Genomic DNA, 20,001 nt, shown 5'->3' on the forward strand with positions numbered 1-20,001 from the left:
CTCGTTGTTCAAGAGTTCGCGGAATCTCCGGAGGTATATCCGGAATACGAAAGATCGAACGTTTGCGCCAGCTGCATCGGAAATATGCTCGCGCTGGAAGAAACATTTTAATGGGGGATGGGTGGCGACATGGGGAAGACATACAAGATTTACAACGGGGATTGTCTCCACGAGCTGAAAAGAATGCCTGACAATTCAATTGATTCGGTTGTGACAGATCCGCCTTACGGGCTCTCAAAGGAACCCGACATTACGGAAGTGCTGTCCAAGTGGATAGCCGGGGAACCTTACGACCATAAACACGGTGGATTCATGGGGAAAAGATGGGATTCATTCGTCCCGCATCCGGATGTTTGGAAAGAGGTTTACCGAGTCCTTAAGCCAGGCGGCCACGCCCTTGTGTTCGCCGGAACGCGCACGCAGGATCTAATGGCAACATCAATCCGGCTCGGCGGATTTGAAATCCGGGATGTCATCGAGTGGCTTTACTTTAGCGGCTTTCCGAAGTCGATGGATGTGGGAAAGGCTTTCGATAAACGCGCAGGCATCGAACGGGAGATTCTAATGGAGGGACCAACCGTAAAGCGCATGGTCCCAGGAGCCGAGCAAGAGAAAACAGGATCATGGATAAAAAGCGATGCCAGATCATTCACCCATACTATTACCGCACCCGCTTCCGATCTGGCAAAACAATGGGACGGATGGGGAACCGCGCTTAAGCCTGCTCATGAACCTATTATCGTGGCCCGGAAGCCGCTTGCCGGGACGGTTGCCAATACGGTCGAGAAGTATAGCACTGGCGCCCTTAATATTGATGGGTGTCGGATCGGCGACAAGCATTTTGTTCAGGTTGCTTCAGACGGATATGATGCTACGTCAAATACCTTTTCACCCGTGAAGCGAAACGCTAAGGAGTATAGCGGCAGATTTCCAGCGAATTGTATCACCACAGAACCCGACGCCTTCTTTTCACCATATTTTAATGTCACTCCGCAGGTAATATGCAAAAAGGCGAGCAGCATAGATCGTAACTTAGATTGGCGAGGGGCAGAATCACTAGTAAAGAACACCCATCCCACCGTTAAGCCGTTGGAGCTTATGGCATGGCTTGTGCGGCTTGTTACGCCCCCCCGGAGGGACAACCCTTGATCCATATGCCGGGAGTGGCACGACCCTTGCAGCGGCAAAGCGCGAGGGATTCGGGTTTGTCGGGATTGAACGTGAACCCGAACATGTCGAAATTATCGAAGCCCGGACCGGGGAAGAACGAATAAATAGAGAAACGGAGGCGGGAAGCCGTGAAAATAGCTGAATTGTACGAAATGCAGAAGGCGCTCGATGCGCGGATTATCGAACAAAAGGGCCTGCAGGGAGTGGACCTGCTCCCGAATACCGTCCTGGCGCTGCAGGTGGAAATCGCGGAGCTCGCGAACGAGTGGCGCGGGTTTAAGCATTGGAGCAAGAATCAAGAACCGCGAATTTCCGCTAAAAATGAATGTTCAGTTTGTGAAGGTAGTGGGGATTACAACTGGCCGGCAAGTGTGGACTTTCTCTTAGAAGGACAGGAAGGATTGGAGTATGAAAAATGCGACGAATGCGATGGAACAGGAGAATTAGAACCGAGAAACCCCCTGCTCGAAGAATACGCCGATTGCCTACACTTTTTCCTCTCTATCGCCCGGCAGCTGGATTTACCGGAAAAGGTTCTGTTTGTTCCAGATGATTTTGAACCCAAGGAGACGACAAAACTGTTCGTTGAACTGTTGTATTACGTAGGATTGATTTTGCTCGAACCTGAAAATGACCGCATTATAAATTTCCGGTTTGCGCTATCAACCTTTTACGCTCTCGGAGATAAGTTTGGTTTTTCATACGATCAGATCACAGCCGCCTACGTCGCCAAGAACAAAGCCAACTATGACCGGCTTGCTACCGGCTATTAATCCGGTGACGGTGAGGTGATGGAGTTTTGAGAAGACGAAAATGGCGTCGTGAACGGCAGCTGCAAATGGCCGTTGGTGAAATGCGGAGGACTTGGCTTAAGGTTTTGAACTCCGGGGAGCCCTACTGGAAAAATGAAATCATGGTCGATAATTTTGCAGGTGGCGGTGGGGCGTCAGCTGGCATTGAGAAGGCGACCGGCCGGAGCGTTGAGGTTGCGAGCAATCACGACCCGGGCGCGGTCGCCATGCATGATGCAAACCATAAGAACACCAGGCATTACTGTGAGGACATCTGGGCGATTGACCCGCGAACGGTTATGCCAGGAAAACCCGTTGGCCTGGCGTGGTTCTCTCCGGACTGTACCCACCATTCCAAGGCGCGCGGTGGAAAGCCGCGTGAAAAGAAGATCCGCGGTCTTGCATGGGTGGCGCTTCGGTGGGCTGCCACACGGCGGCCGCGTGTGATCATGCTCGAAAACGTCGAGGAGTTCAAGGATTGGGGGCCGCTCGATGGCGAAGGCAAGCCGATAAAATCCCAGATGGGTCGGACCTTTAGAGTGTTCGTTAACGCGCTTCGCCGGCAAGGATATGAGGTCGAATGGCGCGAGCTGAGAGCGTGCGACTACGGCGCGCCAACGATCCGGAAACGCTTCTTCCTGATCGCCCGCTGTGACGGGCAGCCGATCGCATGGCCGGAGCCCTCACACGGAGCGCCGGACAGTCGGGAAGTTTTGAATGGAGAGCGGAAACCCTGGCGGACAGCTGCGGAGGTAATAGACTGGTCGATTCCTTGCCCATCAATCTTCGAACGGAAGAAACCGCTGGCCGAGAATACTTTGCGCCGGATCGCTCGCGGGATTGAGCGCTTCGTGATCAACAATCCAAAGCCGTTTGTGATCAAGGTGAATCATAAGTACGATCAGTTCCGAGGACAAGAAATAGACAAGCCCTTTCAGACGGTGACGGCCGTAAACGGGTGGACTATGGTCAGTCCGACATTGATAGAGATCGGCTACGGTGAGGGGCCGGGGCAGAGTCCGCGAGCGCCAGGATTACAGAAACCCCTGGGGACGGTTGTCGCTGGAGGCCGCAAGCACGCGCTTGTCACTGCGTTTATGGCGAAGCATTACGGCGGGAACTACAAGGGGCCCGGATCGAGCCTGGACGATCCACTCTCCACGGTAACAACCATTGATCATAACGCATTGGTGACGGCACACATCGCCCGCCATTTTGGCGAATCGGTAGGGAGTGTAATGCCCGAACCAATCGGAACGGTGACAGCAGGTGGGGGCGGAAAGAGCGCCCTTGTGACATCGCACCTTGTTAAATTCCGCGGGACCTGCAAAGACGGGCAGCCTGTCACGGAGCCGATGCCGACGATCACCGCCGGCGGATTACACGTTGGTGAAGTCCGATCATTCCTTCTGAAATACTACGGCAGCTCCACCAACGGCCAGGCGCTGGACGACCCGCTCCATACGGTCACGACAAAGGAACGCTTCGGTTTGGTAAGGGTTGAAGGCGTGGAATATCAAATCGTGGATATCGGAATGCGTATGCTGGAGCCACACGAGCTGTTTGCGGCGCAGGGGTTCCCGAAAGACTACATCATCAGCGGCTACAACGTAAACGGCAAGCCGGTCACAAAGGCCGACCAGGTGGCACGCTGCGGCAATTCGGTTCCGCCGGTGTTTTCGGAAGCCCTCGTAAGGGCGAACATGCCCGAGCATTGTACAGGATCGAAAAACAGAATGACTTTTGAACGCTACAGCGAGCAGGTCGGGCAGCTGCAGCTCTCAATGTAAGGACGGTGTACACGGGATGTTTTCCGAACAACGAACGGAGCTGATTGACAAGTTCATCTTAAAAGATGGGATGAATTATGCTCAGGCGTCAGCCAAGGCTCACAAAATTATATCTGAAATGGAACGAGAATACTGGGAAGACTTTGGGCGGGAAGCGTCCTTGAATTCCGCGAGGCTGTAAATCAATGAATAGGAAGATCACAAAGGAGGGTTTGCATGTTCAAAGTGACGCTAGTTTACAACACCACAGTCATACGGACGGTTTATTCCGTCCAGCAGCTTGAAAACGGCCTGACGCAATTCCTTATGTTCGACGAGTACACGGAAAAATGGGTGTGGCAGCCGTCAAGTCAGTATGTTCCATACAGCGGGGAAACAAAGGACAAACGAAAATGAAGGCGGTTGGACCTTGAAAAAAGAAAGGGCCGCCCCCGGCGACTCAATCCTTTTTCAAAATTTCCGAGATACTATTCACTTTTTTGGCAACGTCCGAGTTCTGTTCCAGCCGGGCGTATTCTCGGAAAGCGTCCTGCAGGAGAGCGCCCTTATCTTTCTTGGTCATAAAAGACCAAGTATTCAGAAGCTCAATAAAATCATCGTCGAATCTAAAACTGGTCGTTGTATCTGATTTAGTCACGATGTACCTCGATTCGATTTGTATATTGCATCTATTATACCACGTAAAAAAATGGGAGGGTTTTATATGAACCGAATTGAAGAACTGAAAGATTTGCACCTGCAGTCGAAGCCTCTACTCGAACTGTTTCTGAGCAACGTAAGGACCGCGCTTGTCGAAGGATCGACGGCAAAACTTTACCGCATTGTCTATGGGGTTAAAGATGTTGTCATAAGCTACGATTCGGTCATTGACGAGCTTTTCCAAGAGATTGATCATTTGAGAGAAGCATTAGAGTGGTACGCAACTCCCTACAACTACAGCACTGAGCATCTGGACAAGTATGGACATATTCTGATCGACCAGGACGGTGGGAAACGGGCGCAGGAAGCTCTCAGGATTGACAAGTAACCCTGCAAACATCGACTAGGGGAGGGTTTAGACCGATGGAAAAACCAAATCGAAGCGATAAATATCGGACCCTGATCGAGGGGGAAGAAAGATTCTTCCGCTACGTGGATGAAGTCATTGACCATGTAGAAGACAAAACAAGCTTTGAAGTTGATTCATATGATCTGCGTACCAATTTAAAGGCGTTGAACAAACACGAAATTTATAATCTTAGATATGATTGCAGTATCCAACGAGTGTGAAAACCGGCTAAAAATCAACTAAGGGAGGGTTTATATGCTTCGCGGATACAGAATTATCGAAAATGAAAATATGGTTGAAAGAAAACAAATCCGAACACATCGGAAGCGTCGAATCAATAAGAAATGGGCGAAGCGTTACGGATTCAATGTGATTCCGAAGAAAGGAATTTTTGTGATGGGCAGCACCTTGATAATGCACCCGACCGTCGCCCAAATAGTGCGGCAGCAGGTGGGCGCCGTTTAAACATCAACTAGGGGAGGAAACATGGACAAGATTCCTACGGAACGAATAGGTGAGGCACTCGCCCGCGCAGTTACTTGCAATGCGAAGGCGAACATTACTTTGGACAGCATGAAGGCCCACATCAGGGCGACGGAAGGAGCAGCTGCAGAGCCGGATAAGGTCGAGGAGAGATATCAACCGAGATATTTTTCTCTACTTGATTGGAAAATGAGCGACGAGCAGCTCAGAGCGCGGGATGAAATGATGGACAAGGTTTTCGCTGACATTTTCGGCGAAGAAGATGCCGGGGAAGATGATCTATGAATGGACTGCTTTCTGGTAATAGGCATAATAAAAGCCCTCGGCATCGTTGGGGAACGGGCTCCGGGGGCAAGGACAAACCTCTCGTTATCAATATAGCACGCGAGGGGATGAAGGGGAATGGCGATGATATGGGGACAAAGCGAGCTGTTTCCGGAAGCCAATGACAGCGAGGTCCAACGGACTAAATTCCTGCTCGATAAATATAAGGACATGCTGATTTTAATGGCTGATTATGAAGCGTATGAGAAGGAACTCGCGATGGTGGCCGTGGACGGCGAAGTCGCCCGGCGTATTGATCAGGACGATCTCCACGCGGATAAAACGGCCAACGCCGTGATTTTAATCGAAAAGCAACGCCTGGTATATGAGCAGTACAAGTTTTACACGCGGTCGATTTTCAGGGCCTACGGACTTATCCGCGATCCGGAAGCCAAAAGGGCGATCGAACGAAGATTTATAGACGGGTACTCGTATTCGGAGACGATGCAGTTTTTCCAGCGCTCCGCATATAGCGAAAGCACCGTCAAACGGAAGATCGCGGAAGGAACGGCCAAAATCGCGAATACGTTGAAGCTCTGGGGCTTCTTCGAAAAAGACGTCTTCGATTTTTGAACCTAAAGTGACCGTAACCTGAACCAAACATGACCCAAAGTTGAACCTCATATGACCGCTTTTCCGTGGTAATATGAAATTGTAGAAATGGCGAGAACGAGAACCCCGGCGCAAACGTGCGGTAAACACGGGCGGATCTCTTCTCGCCTTTCTGCTATAAACCTCTCTACCTGAAAAATTGTTCCTCGTTAACATATATGGTAAAATTTATGTGAAGGACATTCGAAAGGGAGGCTTTTATGAAAAAATTGTTTGTTGGAGTGTTGTCCGCAAGTATCTTTTTGACGTCGGTAAGTCCGCTATATGCCAATAACAATACACAAAGTCAAAATACGGATGAGAGAGTTGAAACATCTTGGACGGAGAATGGTATAGAAATAACGGTCACCGATCGTCACTCTCTTAGCGAAGAGGAAAAAGCAACTTTTTCGAATTTTGCTTCACCCAATGGAATTCCTTTACCAGACCTCGGGGACGGTGATGTTATTGAAGGGCCGACAAAGCATGCATTTGATAGTTCTGTAACTAAATTCGCCATAGAAGTTTCTATCCGTGGTGTATCAGGACTAGTAACGACGAGAATCGGAAATCACTGGGTAACTACAGTTACTCAAGCTTTTTTAAGTGATGTAATTGCTCGGTTAAAAAACAGGCAAATCGAATACTGCACAATGTTGACCAGAAAAGTATACACTAGCCCCGATAATAGGTATGCTTATTATGCAACGAAAGTATCGTATACAGACTCCAGCTATACGACTCCAACCCATGTACAGACTGAGTTCATGGGTTGGGCTAATTGATTCGATACGCAAGGAGGTTTTGTGATCGTGAAAGACGTAATAACCGCAATGGTAATCGCAATTCTTATAACGATAGCCTCCTCTTTTGTTGAAAATACCTTTAGCATTTCTTTTTTCGTGATTATCGCCGTTATCTGTTTCGGTGTTCCTGCGATTGTTGGGAAGATAAGCAAATATATTTCGAAAAATAAAAATAGTAAGCAATTTAAAGGTTGATGGAGGATGACGGATTAAAGATAGGGAATTTATCATCCGATCACTTTGACACGCTTTTCAGCAGCTCGTTATAATGGCCTTGTTCTTCCTCTCTTGTAACAAAGTGCGTATGCTCTTAAGGCAAAGAGCGAAGCGTTTTTGCAGCGGACGGCTACGGCCGCCATTGTTTAAACGCAGCTCAAAGCACGACCAACCGAATATATCAAACCAAAGTCGTCCAATCTGGGCGGCTTTTTTATTTATCCATCCGTCTTTAAAGATTTCGATGATAGCAGCGTTCTTGTTCTGTTACCTTGCTCATGTAGAGGGTGCCGGAAACGCCCGTCACGCAAGGGATTCAGGCGCTACAAAGCTGTTACTTAAGCAAAGGAGGCACCCGCTCATGGTGCAAAAGCGCAGGAAGAAACCAAAGCCGATCCCCGAACCGGTCAAGCCGCAGCCACCCGCCAAGTGCATCGGTTGCGAATGGGGCACGTTCACGGGCAAGAGTCTATACTGCCCACGATTTCCGTGTGTTAAAGAGAAACGGCCCCCGCTATACCTGGTGAAGCGCGATCGTTTGTAAAGAGCCTGACGAATAAACGGAGGGATGAAGAATGGACGTTTTTAAGTTAATGGAAAAGTTGGATGAATACTTGCCCAAACTGAGAGGTGAAAGTCACCGTGATATCAGATTGTCTCGTGAGGATGCAAGGGATGGAAAAGCATTAAAAGTCCGAATAACTATTTATACCGACCTGGAACATGGAGGGTACTCTATCTATAAGTTATTGGAACCTACCGAAATTGAGGTTAATCCATCTAACCATCTTGATTATATGCTGCTGGAAATGTGCGGGAACATAAAACAAGAGTTTCGAAGGCTGTCACTCTAACGGGTGGCCTTTTTTTATTTGGACAAGGAGCGTGATTGAAATGGAAGAACAGAGGGATGTAAACAAGGACATCGCCCAGGCTGCCAGGGAATTGTATACAGAGCTTAACAAAGAGTTCGACGAGAGGACGGCAAAGCATCTACTGGCTGCATCTATGCCGGTGCTTATCTCAATGATGGCTCGGCATCGAATCCAGTACACAGTTGGAACAGATTTGACTACAAGGGAAAGACTAGGCAAGGAACTATACTTTTAAGAGCACGTAATCAGAGCGAGTTAATGGGGTCATAGAGCGTTTCGGCATGTATGAACTCGACAATGGGCATGAAAAGGGCAGGAAGGGGCCAAAGCTTCGGCCAAATGTGGCCTATGGGTCCCTCTGGGGAAAAAAATAAAGTGCGGGTGCGCGTGAGCCCGAAATCGCGCTAGATTTTATTTTCAAAAAATACTTTCGCTTTCGCTTGGCAGGCAGCCGAACGAGAGCTTTTTTATTTTTCCCTTCGAATTAAGGGTCAAAAATCAAAGCGGCAGAGAAGCGGCCACAAACGAAACGGAGGCGGGGATATTGGCGAAACCCAAGGCGAAAGCCGAAGCGCTGCAGGAAAAAGAGATCATCACCTCGGAACTATCCGCGATTATCGGCAAAACGCCGCAATGGGTACGCCAATTGACCCGCGACGGCGTGCTGAAACAGTCCGGGCGCGGTAAATATGTGCTTGGCGAGGCGGTCCAAGCCTATTGCGAACATGCGGCCGGGGGGCGGGAGGACGACAAAAGGCCCCGATTCATTGACGAGAAGACAGAGCATGAGCGCATCAAGAAGGAAAAGGCAGCGCTGGAACTGGCCGAAATGCAGGGGGATTTACACCGGTCCGAGGATGTCGAGGCCGTCATGAACGATATGCTGGGCGCCTTCCGGCAGCGGATCAGGGCCATTCCGATGCGCTTGGCTCCTGAATTGGTTGGAGTCGAGGATCTGAACGTGATAAAGGCCCGAATAATCGAGGCGACGGACGAGGCATTGACGGAACTGGCGGATTATGATCCTGAAAAATTCCGGAAGGAGCAGGTGAGGGTGGTTTCTAATGGCGATTCCTAGTTTTTTGAAAACCGAAGCTCTCTTCCGGAAGATATCCCAAGTTGTGGCGCCTCCGCCAAGCCTGACTGTCTCAAATTGGGCGGATCTTTATCGGCGCCTCTCCTCTGAAGCTTCATCGGAACCAGGACAATGGAGGACGGATAGGGCTCCATTTCAACGCGAAATCATGGACGCTCTGAACGACGACGACACGGAAACCGTTGTTGTCATGTCTTCCGCTCAGGTGGGAAAGACAGAAATCATTCTGAATATTATCGCCTACTATATTCATCAAGATCCTAGCCCGATGATGTTGGTTCAGCCTACGCTTGATATGGCCCAAACCTTTTCAAAGGACCGGTTGTCGCCGATGATTCGGGATTGTCCTGAATTGAAAAGACGCATGGCGAGCGCAAAGAGCCGAGACAGCGGGAATACGATGCTGCACAAGACGTTCCCAGGAGGACATATCACAATGGCCGGCGCCAACTCGCCGGCCTCTTTGGCATCCCGTCCGATACGCGTTGTTCTGCTTGATGAAGTGGACCGGTATCCTGTATCTGCTGGCACGGAGGGCGACCCCGTAACGCTTGTGTCGAAGCGGACGACCACTTTCCACAACCGAAAAAGGGTACTGGTCAGCACACCAACCATTAAGGGAACCTCCCGAATCGAGAAAGCCTACAATGATAGCAGCATGGAACAGTGGTGCCTTCCTTGCCCGGATTGCGGAGAATATCAGCCCTTATCCTGGGAACAAATCAAGTTCGAAGATGCGACTATGGCCTGCAAGTTTTGCGGCTCCCTCAATGGTGAAATTCAGTGGAAGTCCGGGGCAGGGAAATGGTTTGCACGGAACCCGAATCGGAAGGTCCGCGGCTTCCACTTGAACGAGATGGCGAGCCCTTGGAAGCGCTGGAAAACCATTATCGAGGAATTTAAGAAGGCGAAACGCGATGGTCCGGAAACCCTGAAAGTCTGGGTTAACACGACACTTGGGGAGACGTGGGAAGAAAAAGGCGAGCAGCTGGACGAAGAGGTCCTATTCAACCGGCGGGAAATGTATCATGCCGACGTCCCGGACGGCGTGAAGATCCTAACGGCCGCCGTGGATACCCAGGATAACCGGTTCGAGGTAGAGGTCCAAGGCTGGGGTGAGGGTCACGAGAATTGGCGCATTCAATATCACGTGATTTACGGCGATCTTAAGCAGCTACAGGTCTGGAAGGACCTCGACGAATTTCTTTCCCGGACATGGGAGGATGCCGAGGGTAAAAAATTTCCGATTGCCATGACGTGCATGGATTCCGGAGGCCACTTTACCAACGAAGTGTACAAGTTCTGCAAGGCTCGGATGTCCCGCCGGATATTCCCTATTAAGGGTGAATCCCCGGGTGACGGGACATACCTTCCGTTGTATGCCGGGACTTCGACCAACAATATCTATAAGGCTACAGTGTTCCGCCTGGGCGTTAACGAGGGCAAAACCAAAGTCACAAGCGCATTAAAAATCCCGATGGTCAATGAATTCGGAGAGAAATCCCGCGGTTACTGTCACTTTCCGATCGACACCCCAGGAAAACAGCGCGGTTATGAGCGGCGGGAGTACTTCGAAGGGCTGACGGCCGAAGCCCTCCATACCCGAATGAAAATGGGCGTTCCTTATCAGGTTTGGGTCAAGGTCCGGGCCCGGAACGAACCACTTGATTTGGCGGTTTATAACCGCGCCGCCATTGAAATCCTGCAGACGGACCTCGACAATATGCAGCCGTTTTGTATGAACGAGGACCCGGCCGTCTCCGTGGAGGCGCAGCGGCGTAAACGCGTCGGCGTTGCGAGTCGTGGCATCGAAGTTTGATGAAAGGAGTGATCTATCTGTGAACAGGCTGGAAGGCTTAATAGCTCGATTGGAGCTCTATATCACGGCGGAAGCGGCCATTTTAGACGGGGCCCAGTCTTATTCCATCGCTGGAAGGTCTCTTACGCGGGCAAATTTATCCGAAATCTCGAAAATGATCGAGTATTTGGAGAAAGAAATCGCCGCGGAGAACGCCAAAGCTCTCGGCGGCGGCCGGAACAAGGTTTTCGGCGTCATCCCGCGTGACCTTTAATTTCTTGCTTCTGAGGGGAGGTGAAAATGATTAATATCGTTGATCACGTTGTTACGTTTTTCAATCCGGAAGCCGGGATGCGGCGCATAGCTGCGCGAGAAGTAACCAAAGTGTTAAACGGATATGAGCAGGGCGGCGCCAGTCATCAAAAAAGGAGTATGCGCGGCTGGATAGCAAGTGCTCTCAGCCCGAAAGACGACATCGACCCTTCCCTTGATACCCTTCGGGGGAGATCACGGGACCTTTACATGAATGGACCGATCGGCACCGCGGCCCTGAAAACTACTCGGACAAACGTAATCGGGTTGGGACTCAGGCTAAAACCTCGAATTGACGCGGAGACACTGGGCTTGACGCCGGAACAGGCAGACAAGTGGAGCGGGATCGTTGAGAAAGAATTTGCGTTGTGGGCGGAATCCAAGCATTCGGACGCGCTCAGGATGAATGATTTTTACGATCAACAGGGTGTCGCCTTCCTCGGCATGCTGATGAACGGCGATTCCTTCGCGGCGTTCAGGCAAGGGAAACGTACACCCTGGATGCCCTATTCCTTAAGACTGCATTTATTCGAAGCGGATCGCGTTTGTACGCCGTTCTCTTCCGGAACTCTAGGTGATACAGTCGAAGGCACATACAAGAATGGGAACCGGATCATTTCAGGGGTCGAAATTGACGATACAGGGGCATTAGTCGCCTATCATGTCGCGAACTCCTACGCCCGGGAGTATAACACCGGGAAAATTCGTGAATGGGTTCGTATCGAAGCGTACGGCGAGCAAACAGGGCGGCCCAATATTCTGCACCTGATGGATACGGAGCGGGCAGAACAGCGGCGCGGGGTCCCTATGCTGGCGCCTGTCATTGAAACGTTGAAGCAGATCACACGCTATACAGAGGCGGAGCTGCAAGCGGCGGTTGTCGCGGGTTTGTTCACCGTCTTTGTCAAAACAAAAGGAGCAACGAATGAAAATCCGCTCGGTAGTATGATTCCGCTGGAACAGCAAGTCGCGTCAACCGATCCGACCTCCTACGAAATGGGCGCCGGCGCTATTAACGTGCTGGAGCCCGGAGAAGAAATCGAGATCGCCAACCCGGGACGGCCAAACGCGAATTTCGATCCATTCGTCAGCGCGCTTTGCCGGTACATTGGCGCGGCGCTAGAAATTCCGGTCGAATTGCTCCTGAAATCCTTTCAGTCATCATACTCCGCGTCGAGAGCCGCGCTACTGGAAGCATGGAAGATGTTCCGCATGCGCCGGCAATGGACGGCTAAAGAATTTTGCCAGCCCATCTATGAAGAATGGCTCGCGGAAGCGATCGCACTCGGCCGCATTAAGGCGCCCGGGTTTTTTAGCGATCCTATTATTCGAAAATCCTGGTCACAAGCAGAATGGAACGGGCCGGCTCCGGGGCAGCTTGATCCTGTTAAAGAGGTGGAGGCTTCCGAACGCAAGATAGCACTGGGATTAAGTACTCGGGAGCGCGAAGCGATTGAAACAAATGGGAGTGATTATTGGACGAACGTCCAGCACTTGGAGATTGAGGAACGCGCCATGCGAAAAGCTGGTCTTTCAAAAAATGAAAACATCCCCAAATCGGTAGACCCTGAGAAGGAGGTGAAAAAAGAAGATGAAGAAGACCAATAACTTCTGGCAGTTCAATAGCTTAAGCCCTTTAGAGGGGGAACTCATTTTATACGGGGATATTCGCTCAGAAAAACCCTGGTGGAGTGAAGGTGATGACGGTGTTTACCCGCGCCAATTCAGTAACGATCTGAGCAGCCTGGGAAACGTTGAAAAAATTACTGTCCGGATCAATTCAAGGGGCGGTGACGTCTCCGCAGCGACAGCCATTTATACGAGGCTGAAAAGTCATGCGGCCGTTGTAACCATTATCGTCGAAGGCATGGCCGCAAGCGCTGCAACCATCATTATGATGGCCGGCGATGTCGTGAAGGCTCCGGCGGCGGCGCAGGTCATGATTCATGATCCCCTGCTCATGCTGTACGGCATGTACAACGCGGAGGACATGGACAAGATGAAGGCGATTCTAGAGACCTCCAAGAACAGCATCATGAACGCCTACATCAACAAGACCGGGCGGGATCGAGAAGAACTTTCCGCCATGATGACACAAGAAAAATGGATGACCGCGGAAGAGGCAAAGGCCGAGGGATTTGTCGATGAAATTTTGTTTGAGGAGAAGGTCGAGGCGTCGCTGACGAACGATAACCGGTTCATGGTGGTGAACTCCGTTGCTCATGACATGACGCAGTTCTTAAGCCGTCCGAACCTGAACAAAGAGCCGACCGTTTCCTTCCCAACGATCCCGCTATTATCCAATAAATCAAAGGAGAGTGTACGCACCTTGGAAATTAAAAATATTGACGACTTCAAGACTGGTTTTCCGGATATCTACAATCAAGTTGTAGCGACTGCGAAGCAAGAAGAACGCGAGCGGATGAAGTCAATTGACGAAATCTCTAACAGCATCGCGGACGAGCTGGTAGCTTCGGCTAAATATGACGAGCCTATTTCCGCTGCCGACCTGGCATTTAAGGCGATGAAACATGATGGTCAAAACGGTTTGAAGCATCTGGAGAACCGCCAGAAGGAGTTGCAACTCAATACAGGTATTCAGCCGGAAACGAACAAATCGAAGGAAGAACATCAAAAGGAAACAGAGGCCCAGAATATTGATTTTATCGCAGCTGCAGCCAATGCGGTCCGCGGAATGGAGGCTCGATAACATGGCAAATTTATTCAACGATAATTACGGCTCGACAACGCCAAGAAACTTGTTTTTTGACACGACCCACCCGACCGACGTCAAGTCCGTCACGCTCAAAGCCGGACAAGGCGTTTTGGAGTGGGGGACGGTGGTCGGAGTGATTACGGCGTCCGGACTCGCTGTTCCGGTTAACAGCACGGCCACGGACGGAAGCGAGCAGGCTGACTCTATCCTGACCGACAGCATTGACACCGGCGCAACCGGGGCAACAAAGAACGTCGTCGCAACCGCATACTCCAGCGGCTCTTTCAACCGAAAGGCGCTGAAATTTGGCGGCACTGACACGGCGGACAAGCACGAGACGCATCTTCGCGCCCTCGGTATCTTCATGAAAGACGTTTTAGACTATTAAACAGGGGTTGATGCCACGATGAATATGGATATCTATAAAACAACTACAATGCTACAGGCAGTACAAAAAATGCTGCCACTCAGAAAGTTTTTCACAAGCACGTTCTTTCCGAGGGTTGAAACCTTCGTGACGGAGGACGTGCTTTTTGATTACAAGAAAGGCAAACGGAAGATGGCTCCGTTTGTAGCCCGGCGCGTCGGCGGAATTACAGTGGCCCGTGATGGCTTTAAAACAAAAAAGTACACGGCTCCTAAGATTGCCCCTCAGCGCATTCTCACAGTCGATGATTTGGTTATGCGCGGCATGGGAGAAAGTGTTATCAGTGAGAAAACGCCTGAGAAACGTCAATTGGAACTCTTAGGAAAAGATTTATCCGAACTGGATGATATGATTACACGCAGAATCGAGTGGATGTCCCGCGAACTCCTTCTCGGTAAACCTATTATTGTGAAGGGTTATATTGATAAAGAAGATTCTGATTTTATTGAGGATGAAATTGATTTCAGTTTCACCAATAAAGTAGCTTTGGTAGGGGATGCGAGTTGGAAAAGCCAGAATTCCAAAGGGAAAAAATACGCCCAGTTGGAACAGTGGCGCTTGAACGTTATCCAATCCGCAGGATACGCTCCGACCTTTGCTATTTTTGGGCGGGGTGCTTTGGCGGAGTTTATGGCAGATCCGCAAATTCAAGAGATGCTGAAACAACAAAACGCCACATTGGCGCTTATGAACCCGAACATTGTCGATGAAGCTTTGACCTACTACGGAAAACTTCCTGCTCTCGGCCTGGAATTGTACACGTACGATGATTGGTTTATCGACGATGATGGTATTGAGCAGCCATACATTCCAGATGACCACGTTATTTTAGCCCGTCCGCGACTGGGCAAATTTGCTTACGGAGCTGTCACCCAGCTTGAAGGGGACCGTCAATTCCGTACGTATGAAGGCGCGAGAGTCCCTAAACAATGGGCAGATCAGAACGCAGATGCGCTCATGATTCGACTCAGTTCCCGGCCGATTCCGATCCCGGATGACGTTGATGGATGGTTTGTCGCGAAAGTTTACTAAGGGGGCGCGGGCAAATGAACGTAATCGTAAAATATGGGCAAATTGACGACGGGAACAAAGTGTATAAAACGGGTGAAACCGTTCCGGGCCTTTCGAAAGAGGAAGCGCGGCAGCTAATCAGAGAGGGAATCTGCCAGTATGGTCCGAGCGGAGAAGTCATAGCGTCAGACGAACCCGATGGAGCCAAGGGAAGGGGCGGGGATATTACCTTAACCAATGACCTGGAGAATACGAAGGGCAACCCTGATGCCGGGAACGATCCCAGCGGGCTCGATATCATGTCCCCTGACGAATTTTCGAAGTTGAAGCCTGATGGACAAAAGGAAACTTTGGAGTCTATCGGTATCGAGCCGGCATCCAAGGAAGCGGAAAGAATCAAGCAGTATAACGAGTGGTTCGCGAACAAAGCGAATGATTCGAATGTCTAGGTTTAAAGACATAATGGCCGCCGATGTCCGAACGTTTATGAATCAGCGTGAATTTGCGAATGTGCATGTGCTGGACGATCGGGCTCTCTGGATGATCGTGGAAAACTATACTCGTGACGGAGAACCTCTTCCATATGCGGAAGGGGTTTCGGTGTATCGAAAGGTGATTCACATCGACCTCACAGAACTTGGATACATCCCCGATCGCGGCCAAATGAGTACGCTGGACGGCCAGACATATGAGGTTACGGCCGTTGATGTAGAGGAGACGGGAAGGGATGTAAACGGTGATCCGTTAGCCGGCATTATCAAGATCACGCTGGAGGCGAACATCGGATGAATATCGAGGGAATACGGGAGTTGCGCAAAAGTTTACGGGTCAAGACCGAAAAAATGCCGCAGGCCGTTTCCCGAGCTCTCAACCGGACCGGACAGGGCGTGGTTACGGAGGCAACGCGGAAAGTCAGGGAAATGTATAGCATAAAGGCCCAAGAGGTCAAGGCAGCCATGCGCATTACATTATCCTCCCCGCAGTCTGGGATAGTCGAAGTAACTGCAAAGGGCGGTAGCCTCCCTCTGACCCGATTTAAAGTGACACCCAGGCAACCGACACCGGGACGGCGGTCGCGGCCTGTTAAAGCTGCGGTGCGCCTCGGTCAAAGCAAGACAGTTTCCCGGGCGTTTGTCGCTCGCCTCGGAAGCGGCCATGTCGGCGTGTATAAACGCAAGTTTCCAGGCGTCACAAGAGCTCGGCCCAAAAATGCCAAGGGCGACCGTCCTGAACTTCCGATCGAAGAACTTTTCGCCCCAGCTGTGCCTGTCATGTTGGGCTCCCGTGAGGTTGTTCGGCATGTCATGGACGAGACTGAGCGGCGCATGACCGATCGGCTGGATCACGAGATCGGTCGAATAATGGGAAGGTGACAACTTGAACGCTTTACTGCTTATAGAACTGAAAAAATTTACGGAACGGTTGACGGAGGGTCTTAGTTTTGGCGAAGCCAATGAGAAGGTGAGCGTACATCTGGGCTGGCTCCCGGCAAAAGAGGCGCCGAAAGGTCCGGTGCCGCCCGTTCCCGTTCCGGAAAGTGAGTTCCCATACATCATCATTCGGGCTCTAGCTGGGGAGGATCTGGACAGAAACGGAACCGCACAAATCAAATTTTTAGTGGGCACAAAATCCAAGGACAGTGACGGATATCTCGATATAATCCATCTCTTTGAGACAATCCGGCTGGGGGTGCTCCGATCGGGCATCATCGGCCAACGCTTTGAGATACAACGCCCGCTAAAATGGAAGCTTTTCGAAGAACAGCCTTACCCCGAATGGATCGGAGAGATCCTTACGACCTGGACGATGCCTGCAATTATTAGGGAGGTAGATGATTTTGAGTAGACAAAAGGAAGACAAGACGGCTGCAGGGGCCGCCGAGGAGACAAACCTTCGCGAGTCGGTGGTCAATACGCCGGTGCAAACGGCTTTTGAAGAGGAACATCTGATTTACATCGGCCCCACGCTGCCTATCGGATTGAGTCGGTACATGACATACCGGGGAGGCAAGCCAGCACATATTGTGGATTATCTTAAGAGCGTCCCAGCTGCGGACGCTCTTTTTATTCCGGTGGCTGAGTTTGCGACACGGCAAAGAGAAGTTTCCGACCCCGGAAAGCCGCTTTATGCCGCTTATATAGCGGTTGAGGCCCATCTGAAAGGAGGCGCGTAACCATGACAGAAAGACACGGAATCTCCACGAGCGAAGCGGAATCCTCCGCTATTACGGCGGTGTCAACGTCGGCCACTATTCCGGTTGTGTTCGGTACAGCTCCCATTCACCTTTCGAAGCTGGCCGCCGCACCGGTGAATACGCCGATCCTTTGCAAAAGCTGGGAGGATGCGGTCGATGCCTTCGGCTATTCGGAGGACTGGGAATCCTACACGCTCTCCGAGTACATGCATTCCCACTTCCGGTTGTACAAGCTATCGAGCGTGGTCCTGGTCAATGTGATGGACCCGGCGAAGCATAAAGCGGCCGTGCCGCTGGCTTCGTTTACGCTGGCCGCAGGGACGACGACGCTGCCCGACGCAGGGATTTTAAAGGACACGGTGACAGTTACCTCTGCCGATGGTGCGACGACGTACGTCAAGGACAAGGACTATACGCTGCTCTTTGACAAAGCGGGACGCTTATTCGTGACCGTCAAGCCGGGCGGCACCATTCCCAGCGCAACGCCGACGCTTAAAATTGGTTACGACAGGCTGGACCGTGCCGCGGTCACCTCTGCTGATGTGATCGGTGGGACCGATGTAATGTCCGGGAAAGTAACGGGCTTGGAGCTAATCAAACAGGTATTTCCGCGTTTCCAGCAGGTCCCGGGCTTGCTGCTCGCCCCTGGCTTTTCGCACGACCCAGTGGTCGGGGCAATTATGACGGCAAAGGCCGAGAACATAAACGGGCACTTCAAGGCGGTTGCTTTGACGGACCTCCCGACGGATATCCTGTACACGGATCTGGCCGTGTGGAAAAAGGACCATGCGTATACGTCCGAGCGACAAATTGACGCCTATCCCAAAATCACAAAGGCTGGCAAGGTCTATCATTTCTCGACCCACCTGGCCGGCGTTATTTGCAAAACCGACGCGGAAAACGACGGCGTCCCTTACAAGTCTCCGTCCAATAAGACCATGCAAGCGGACGGCGCAATTATGGACTCCGGCCAGGAAGTTCCGCTCGGTCCAGATGAGGGCGAATATCTCAATAACCAGGGCATTATGACCGCGATTAATTTCGTAGGTGGCTGGAAGACATGGGGCAACCGAACCGCAGCCTTTCCGGAAAAAACTGATCCCAAAACCGCCTTTATTGCGGTGCGTCGTATGTTCGACTGGATTCAAAATTCTGTGATTCTGACCTATTGGAAATACGTAGACGACCCAACAAATAAGCGTCTTATCGAGGCCGTGACGGATTCCCTTAATATCTGGATGAATGGACTACAGGCGAGTGGATACATCCTGGGCGGTCGCGTCGAGTTTTCAGCTTCAGACAACCCAAATGTAAATCTAATGAACGGCAAGCTGAAATTTCGTATTTTCATAACGCCGCCGAGCCCTGCACAAGAAATCGAGTTTGTGGTCGAATACGACGCGCAATATTTGGCCGCAATCGCGGCATAAGGAGGAATCACAGTGGCAAAACAAGTCAGAGACAAAATCGTGGGTTATACGGTCTACAGGAACGGCAGTCAATACCTGGGCGTTGCGACCGTCGAACTCCCCAGCCTGGAGTATTTGTCGGAGACCATCAAGGGGGCTGGCATCGCTGGCGAGGTGGAAAGTCCGACAATCGGCCAGTTCGGCTCCATGACCTGCTCTCTCAGCTGGAATACAATGGACCCAGCTGCGTATGAACTGCTTGCACCGGAGGCCCACGCGCTGGACTTCCGGGCGTCTCAGCAATCTTTTAATTCGGCGTCGGGTGTTTACGCAACCGAAGGGGCGAAAATCACGGTCCGCGCCATTCCCAAAACGGGCGAACTCGGAAGCCTGGAAGTTGGCGCTGCTATGGATGGTTCGACGGAATTCGAGGTCATTTACCTAAAAGTGTCGATCGGCGGGAAAGTGCTGCTGGAGCTTGATAAATTCAGTTATATTTTTGTGGTCAACGGACAAGATCGCCTGGCAGCCGTCAGAGATCAATTGGCCCTATAATCGAAAGGAGAAAAATGAACATGGAAACTAAAAAACAAGGTATCAACGAGGCGGCCGACGATCGGGTTTATAAACTCAGTCGGCCTTTTACTTTTGAGGGCCAGGAGTACACCAAGATCATATTGGATTTTGACAAACTGACGGGCAAGGACCTGCTTTCCTGTGAGCAGCAACTCAAATCCATTATCGGGCCCCAGGAGTTTCTTCCGGTCAAGGGAGTTGATAGCCGATACCAGGCGATCGTAGCTTCCCGAGCGTCCGGCCTGCCGTACGAGTTTTTCGAGGAACTTCCGGCGAGTGACTTTTCCAAGGTCACGCAGCGGGCGCAAAATTTTTTGTTTGGATAGGGATGGGTAAGGGACTGCATTCGCTCCGCGAGTCGGTCGCGA

At 51.1% G+C, this 20,001-nt stretch carries 30 protein-coding genes; 29 read left to right on the forward strand and 1 reads right to left on the reverse strand.

What is annotated here, in order from left to right; all coding sequences use genetic code 11:
- The first annotated feature begins 129 nt into the window (after window positions 1–129).
- The 5 genes from KVT34_RS32055 to KVT34_RS26515 all read left to right on the forward strand — a co-directional run bounded on the left by KVT34_RS32055 (window position 130) and on the right by KVT34_RS26515 (window position 4,147).
- Entirely contained in the window at window positions 130–1,149 is a 1,020-nt protein-coding gene (locus KVT34_RS32055) for a DNA methyltransferase (protein ID WP_254635174.1), read from the forward strand.
- Complete coding sequence (locus tag KVT34_RS32060) at window positions 1,118–1,312, forward strand: DNA methyltransferase (RefSeq protein WP_254635178.1); 195 nt, start codon at window positions 1,118–1,120, stop codon at window positions 1,310–1,312. The genes KVT34_RS32055 and KVT34_RS32060 overlap by 32 nt, the downstream gene beginning before the upstream one ends.
- Window positions 1,299–1,943, forward strand: coding sequence for a dUTP diphosphatase (locus KVT34_RS26505; RefSeq protein WP_217562739.1), 645 nt, complete (start codon window positions 1,299–1,301; stop codon window positions 1,941–1,943). The genes KVT34_RS32060 and KVT34_RS26505 overlap by 14 nt, the downstream gene beginning before the upstream one ends.
- 80 nt (window positions 1,944–2,023) lie before the next feature.
- Window positions 2,024–3,751, forward strand: a complete 1,728-nt coding sequence (locus tag KVT34_RS26510; RefSeq protein WP_217562877.1) for a DNA cytosine methyltransferase — start codon at window positions 2,024–2,026, stop codon at window positions 3,749–3,751.
- A 216-nt stretch (window positions 3,752–3,967) separates the two neighbouring features.
- Window positions 3,968–4,147: a hypothetical protein gene (locus KVT34_RS26515; protein WP_217562741.1), complete on the forward strand. Its 180-nt coding sequence runs from the start codon at window positions 3,968–3,970 to the stop codon at window positions 4,145–4,147.
- A gap of 43 nt (window positions 4,148–4,190) precedes the next feature.
- Here the strand turns inward: KVT34_RS26515 and KVT34_RS26520 are convergent, their stop codons facing one another.
- Window positions 4,191–4,388: a hypothetical protein gene (locus tag KVT34_RS26520; protein WP_217562743.1), complete on the reverse strand. Its 198-nt coding sequence runs from the start codon at window positions 4,386–4,388 to the stop codon at window positions 4,191–4,193.
- A 66-nt stretch (window positions 4,389–4,454) separates the two neighbouring features.
- On the opposite strand from KVT34_RS26520, the gene KVT34_RS26525 reads away from it, so the two are divergent.
- The 24 genes from KVT34_RS26525 to KVT34_RS26640 all read left to right on the forward strand — a co-directional run bounded on the left by KVT34_RS26525 (window position 4,455) and on the right by KVT34_RS26640 (window position 19,959).
- The gene (locus KVT34_RS26525; protein ID WP_217562745.1) at window positions 4,455–4,778 is read left to right on the forward strand and encodes a hypothetical protein; all 324 of its coding nucleotides are present in this window, start codon (window positions 4,455–4,457) and stop codon (window positions 4,776–4,778) included.
- Between the two features lie 35 nt (window positions 4,779–4,813).
- A complete protein-coding gene (locus KVT34_RS26530; RefSeq protein WP_217562747.1) occupies window positions 4,814–5,020 on the forward strand; it encodes a hypothetical protein in 207 nt (68 codons plus the stop codon).
- A gap of 34 nt (window positions 5,021–5,054) precedes the next feature.
- A complete protein-coding gene (locus KVT34_RS26535; RefSeq protein WP_217562749.1) occupies window positions 5,055–5,264 on the forward strand; it encodes a hypothetical protein in 210 nt (69 codons plus the stop codon).
- A gap of 21 nt (window positions 5,265–5,285) precedes the next feature.
- Complete coding sequence (locus KVT34_RS26540) at window positions 5,286–5,567, forward strand: hypothetical protein (protein ID WP_217562751.1); 282 nt, start codon at window positions 5,286–5,288, stop codon at window positions 5,565–5,567.
- Window positions 5,568–5,684: 117 nt separating this feature from the next.
- Window positions 5,685–6,179 carry a hypothetical protein gene (locus KVT34_RS26545; protein ID WP_217562753.1) on the forward strand — a complete coding sequence of 165 codons (495 nt, stop codon included), beginning with the start codon at window positions 5,685–5,687 and terminating at the stop codon, window positions 6,177–6,179.
- 239 nt (window positions 6,180–6,418) lie between these two features.
- The gene (locus tag KVT34_RS26550; protein ID WP_217562755.1) at window positions 6,419–6,982 is read left to right on the forward strand and encodes a hypothetical protein; all 564 of its coding nucleotides are present in this window, start codon (window positions 6,419–6,421) and stop codon (window positions 6,980–6,982) included.
- A 27-nt stretch (window positions 6,983–7,009) separates the two neighbouring features.
- Window positions 7,010–7,198, forward strand: coding sequence for a hypothetical protein (locus KVT34_RS26555; RefSeq protein ID WP_217562757.1), 189 nt, complete (start codon window positions 7,010–7,012; stop codon window positions 7,196–7,198).
- Between the two features lie 596 nt (window positions 7,199–7,794).
- Window positions 7,795–8,073: a hypothetical protein gene (locus tag KVT34_RS26560; protein ID WP_217562759.1), complete on the forward strand. Its 279-nt coding sequence runs from the start codon at window positions 7,795–7,797 to the stop codon at window positions 8,071–8,073.
- A gap of 40 nt (window positions 8,074–8,113) precedes the next feature.
- The gene (locus tag KVT34_RS26565; protein WP_217562761.1) at window positions 8,114–8,329 is read left to right on the forward strand and encodes a hypothetical protein; all 216 of its coding nucleotides are present in this window, start codon (window positions 8,114–8,116) and stop codon (window positions 8,327–8,329) included.
- Window positions 8,330–8,638: 309 nt separating this feature from the next.
- Window positions 8,639–9,172 (forward strand): hypothetical protein, encoded by a 534-nt coding sequence (locus KVT34_RS26570; RefSeq protein ID WP_217562763.1) that lies wholly within the window; start codon window positions 8,639–8,641, stop codon window positions 9,170–9,172.
- Window positions 9,159–11,009, forward strand: coding sequence for a phage terminase large subunit family protein (locus KVT34_RS26575; RefSeq protein WP_217562765.1), 1,851 nt, complete (start codon window positions 9,159–9,161; stop codon window positions 11,007–11,009). The genes KVT34_RS26570 and KVT34_RS26575 overlap by 14 nt, the downstream gene beginning before the upstream one ends.
- 19 nt (window positions 11,010–11,028) lie before the next feature.
- A complete protein-coding gene (locus KVT34_RS26580) occupies window positions 11,029–11,262 on the forward strand; it encodes a DUF6148 family protein (protein WP_217562767.1) in 234 nt (77 codons plus the stop codon).
- 26 nt (window positions 11,263–11,288) lie between these two features.
- Entirely contained in the window at window positions 11,289–12,908 is a 1,620-nt protein-coding gene (locus KVT34_RS26585) for a phage portal protein (RefSeq protein WP_254635175.1), read from the forward strand.
- Complete coding sequence (locus KVT34_RS26590) at window positions 12,892–14,010, forward strand: head maturation protease, ClpP-related (protein WP_217562769.1); 1,119 nt, start codon at window positions 12,892–12,894, stop codon at window positions 14,008–14,010. The genes KVT34_RS26585 and KVT34_RS26590 overlap by 17 nt, the downstream gene beginning before the upstream one ends.
- A gap of 1 nt (window position 14,011) precedes the next feature.
- Window positions 14,012–14,404 (forward strand): head decoration protein, encoded by a 393-nt coding sequence (locus KVT34_RS26595; RefSeq protein WP_217562771.1) that lies wholly within the window; start codon window positions 14,012–14,014, stop codon window positions 14,402–14,404.
- 18 nt (window positions 14,405–14,422) lie between these two features.
- Entirely contained in the window at window positions 14,423–15,475 is a 1,053-nt protein-coding gene (locus KVT34_RS26600) for a major capsid protein (RefSeq protein WP_217562773.1), read from the forward strand.
- 14 nt (window positions 15,476–15,489) lie between these two features.
- On the forward strand, window positions 15,490–15,903 hold the full coding sequence (locus KVT34_RS26605; protein ID WP_217562775.1) for a hypothetical protein: 414 nt from the start codon (window positions 15,490–15,492) through the stop codon (window positions 15,901–15,903).
- Window positions 15,896–16,243 carry a hypothetical protein gene (locus tag KVT34_RS26610; protein ID WP_217562777.1) on the forward strand — a complete coding sequence of 116 codons (348 nt, stop codon included), beginning with the start codon at window positions 15,896–15,898 and terminating at the stop codon, window positions 16,241–16,243. The genes KVT34_RS26605 and KVT34_RS26610 overlap by 8 nt, the downstream gene beginning before the upstream one ends.
- Window positions 16,240–16,827: a phage tail protein gene (locus tag KVT34_RS26615; protein WP_217562779.1), complete on the forward strand. Its 588-nt coding sequence runs from the start codon at window positions 16,240–16,242 to the stop codon at window positions 16,825–16,827. The genes KVT34_RS26610 and KVT34_RS26615 overlap by 4 nt, the downstream gene beginning before the upstream one ends.
- A gap of 4 nt (window positions 16,828–16,831) precedes the next feature.
- Entirely contained in the window at window positions 16,832–17,299 is a 468-nt protein-coding gene (locus KVT34_RS26620; RefSeq protein ID WP_217562781.1) for a hypothetical protein, read from the forward strand.
- Complete coding sequence (locus KVT34_RS26625) at window positions 17,292–17,627, forward strand: hypothetical protein (protein WP_217562783.1); 336 nt, start codon at window positions 17,292–17,294, stop codon at window positions 17,625–17,627. The genes KVT34_RS26620 and KVT34_RS26625 overlap by 8 nt, the downstream gene beginning before the upstream one ends.
- Before the next feature lie 2 nt (window positions 17,628–17,629).
- On the forward strand, window positions 17,630–19,078 hold the full coding sequence (locus tag KVT34_RS26630) for a phage tail sheath family protein (RefSeq protein WP_217562785.1): 1,449 nt from the start codon (window positions 17,630–17,632) through the stop codon (window positions 19,076–19,078).
- A 12-nt stretch (window positions 19,079–19,090) separates the two neighbouring features.
- On the forward strand, window positions 19,091–19,612 hold the full coding sequence (locus tag KVT34_RS26635) for a phage major tail tube protein (RefSeq protein ID WP_217562787.1): 522 nt from the start codon (window positions 19,091–19,093) through the stop codon (window positions 19,610–19,612).
- Between the two features lie 20 nt (window positions 19,613–19,632).
- The gene (locus KVT34_RS26640; RefSeq protein WP_217562789.1) at window positions 19,633–19,959 is read left to right on the forward strand and encodes a phage tail assembly protein; all 327 of its coding nucleotides are present in this window, start codon (window positions 19,633–19,635) and stop codon (window positions 19,957–19,959) included.
- Window positions 19,960–20,001: the final 42 nt, after the last annotated feature.

The sequence above is a fragment of the Paenibacillus sp. GbtcB18 genome (assembly GCF_019091125.1).
GTDB lineage: Bacteria > Bacillota > Bacilli > Paenibacillales > NBRC-103111 > Paenibacillus_F > Paenibacillus_F chitinolyticus.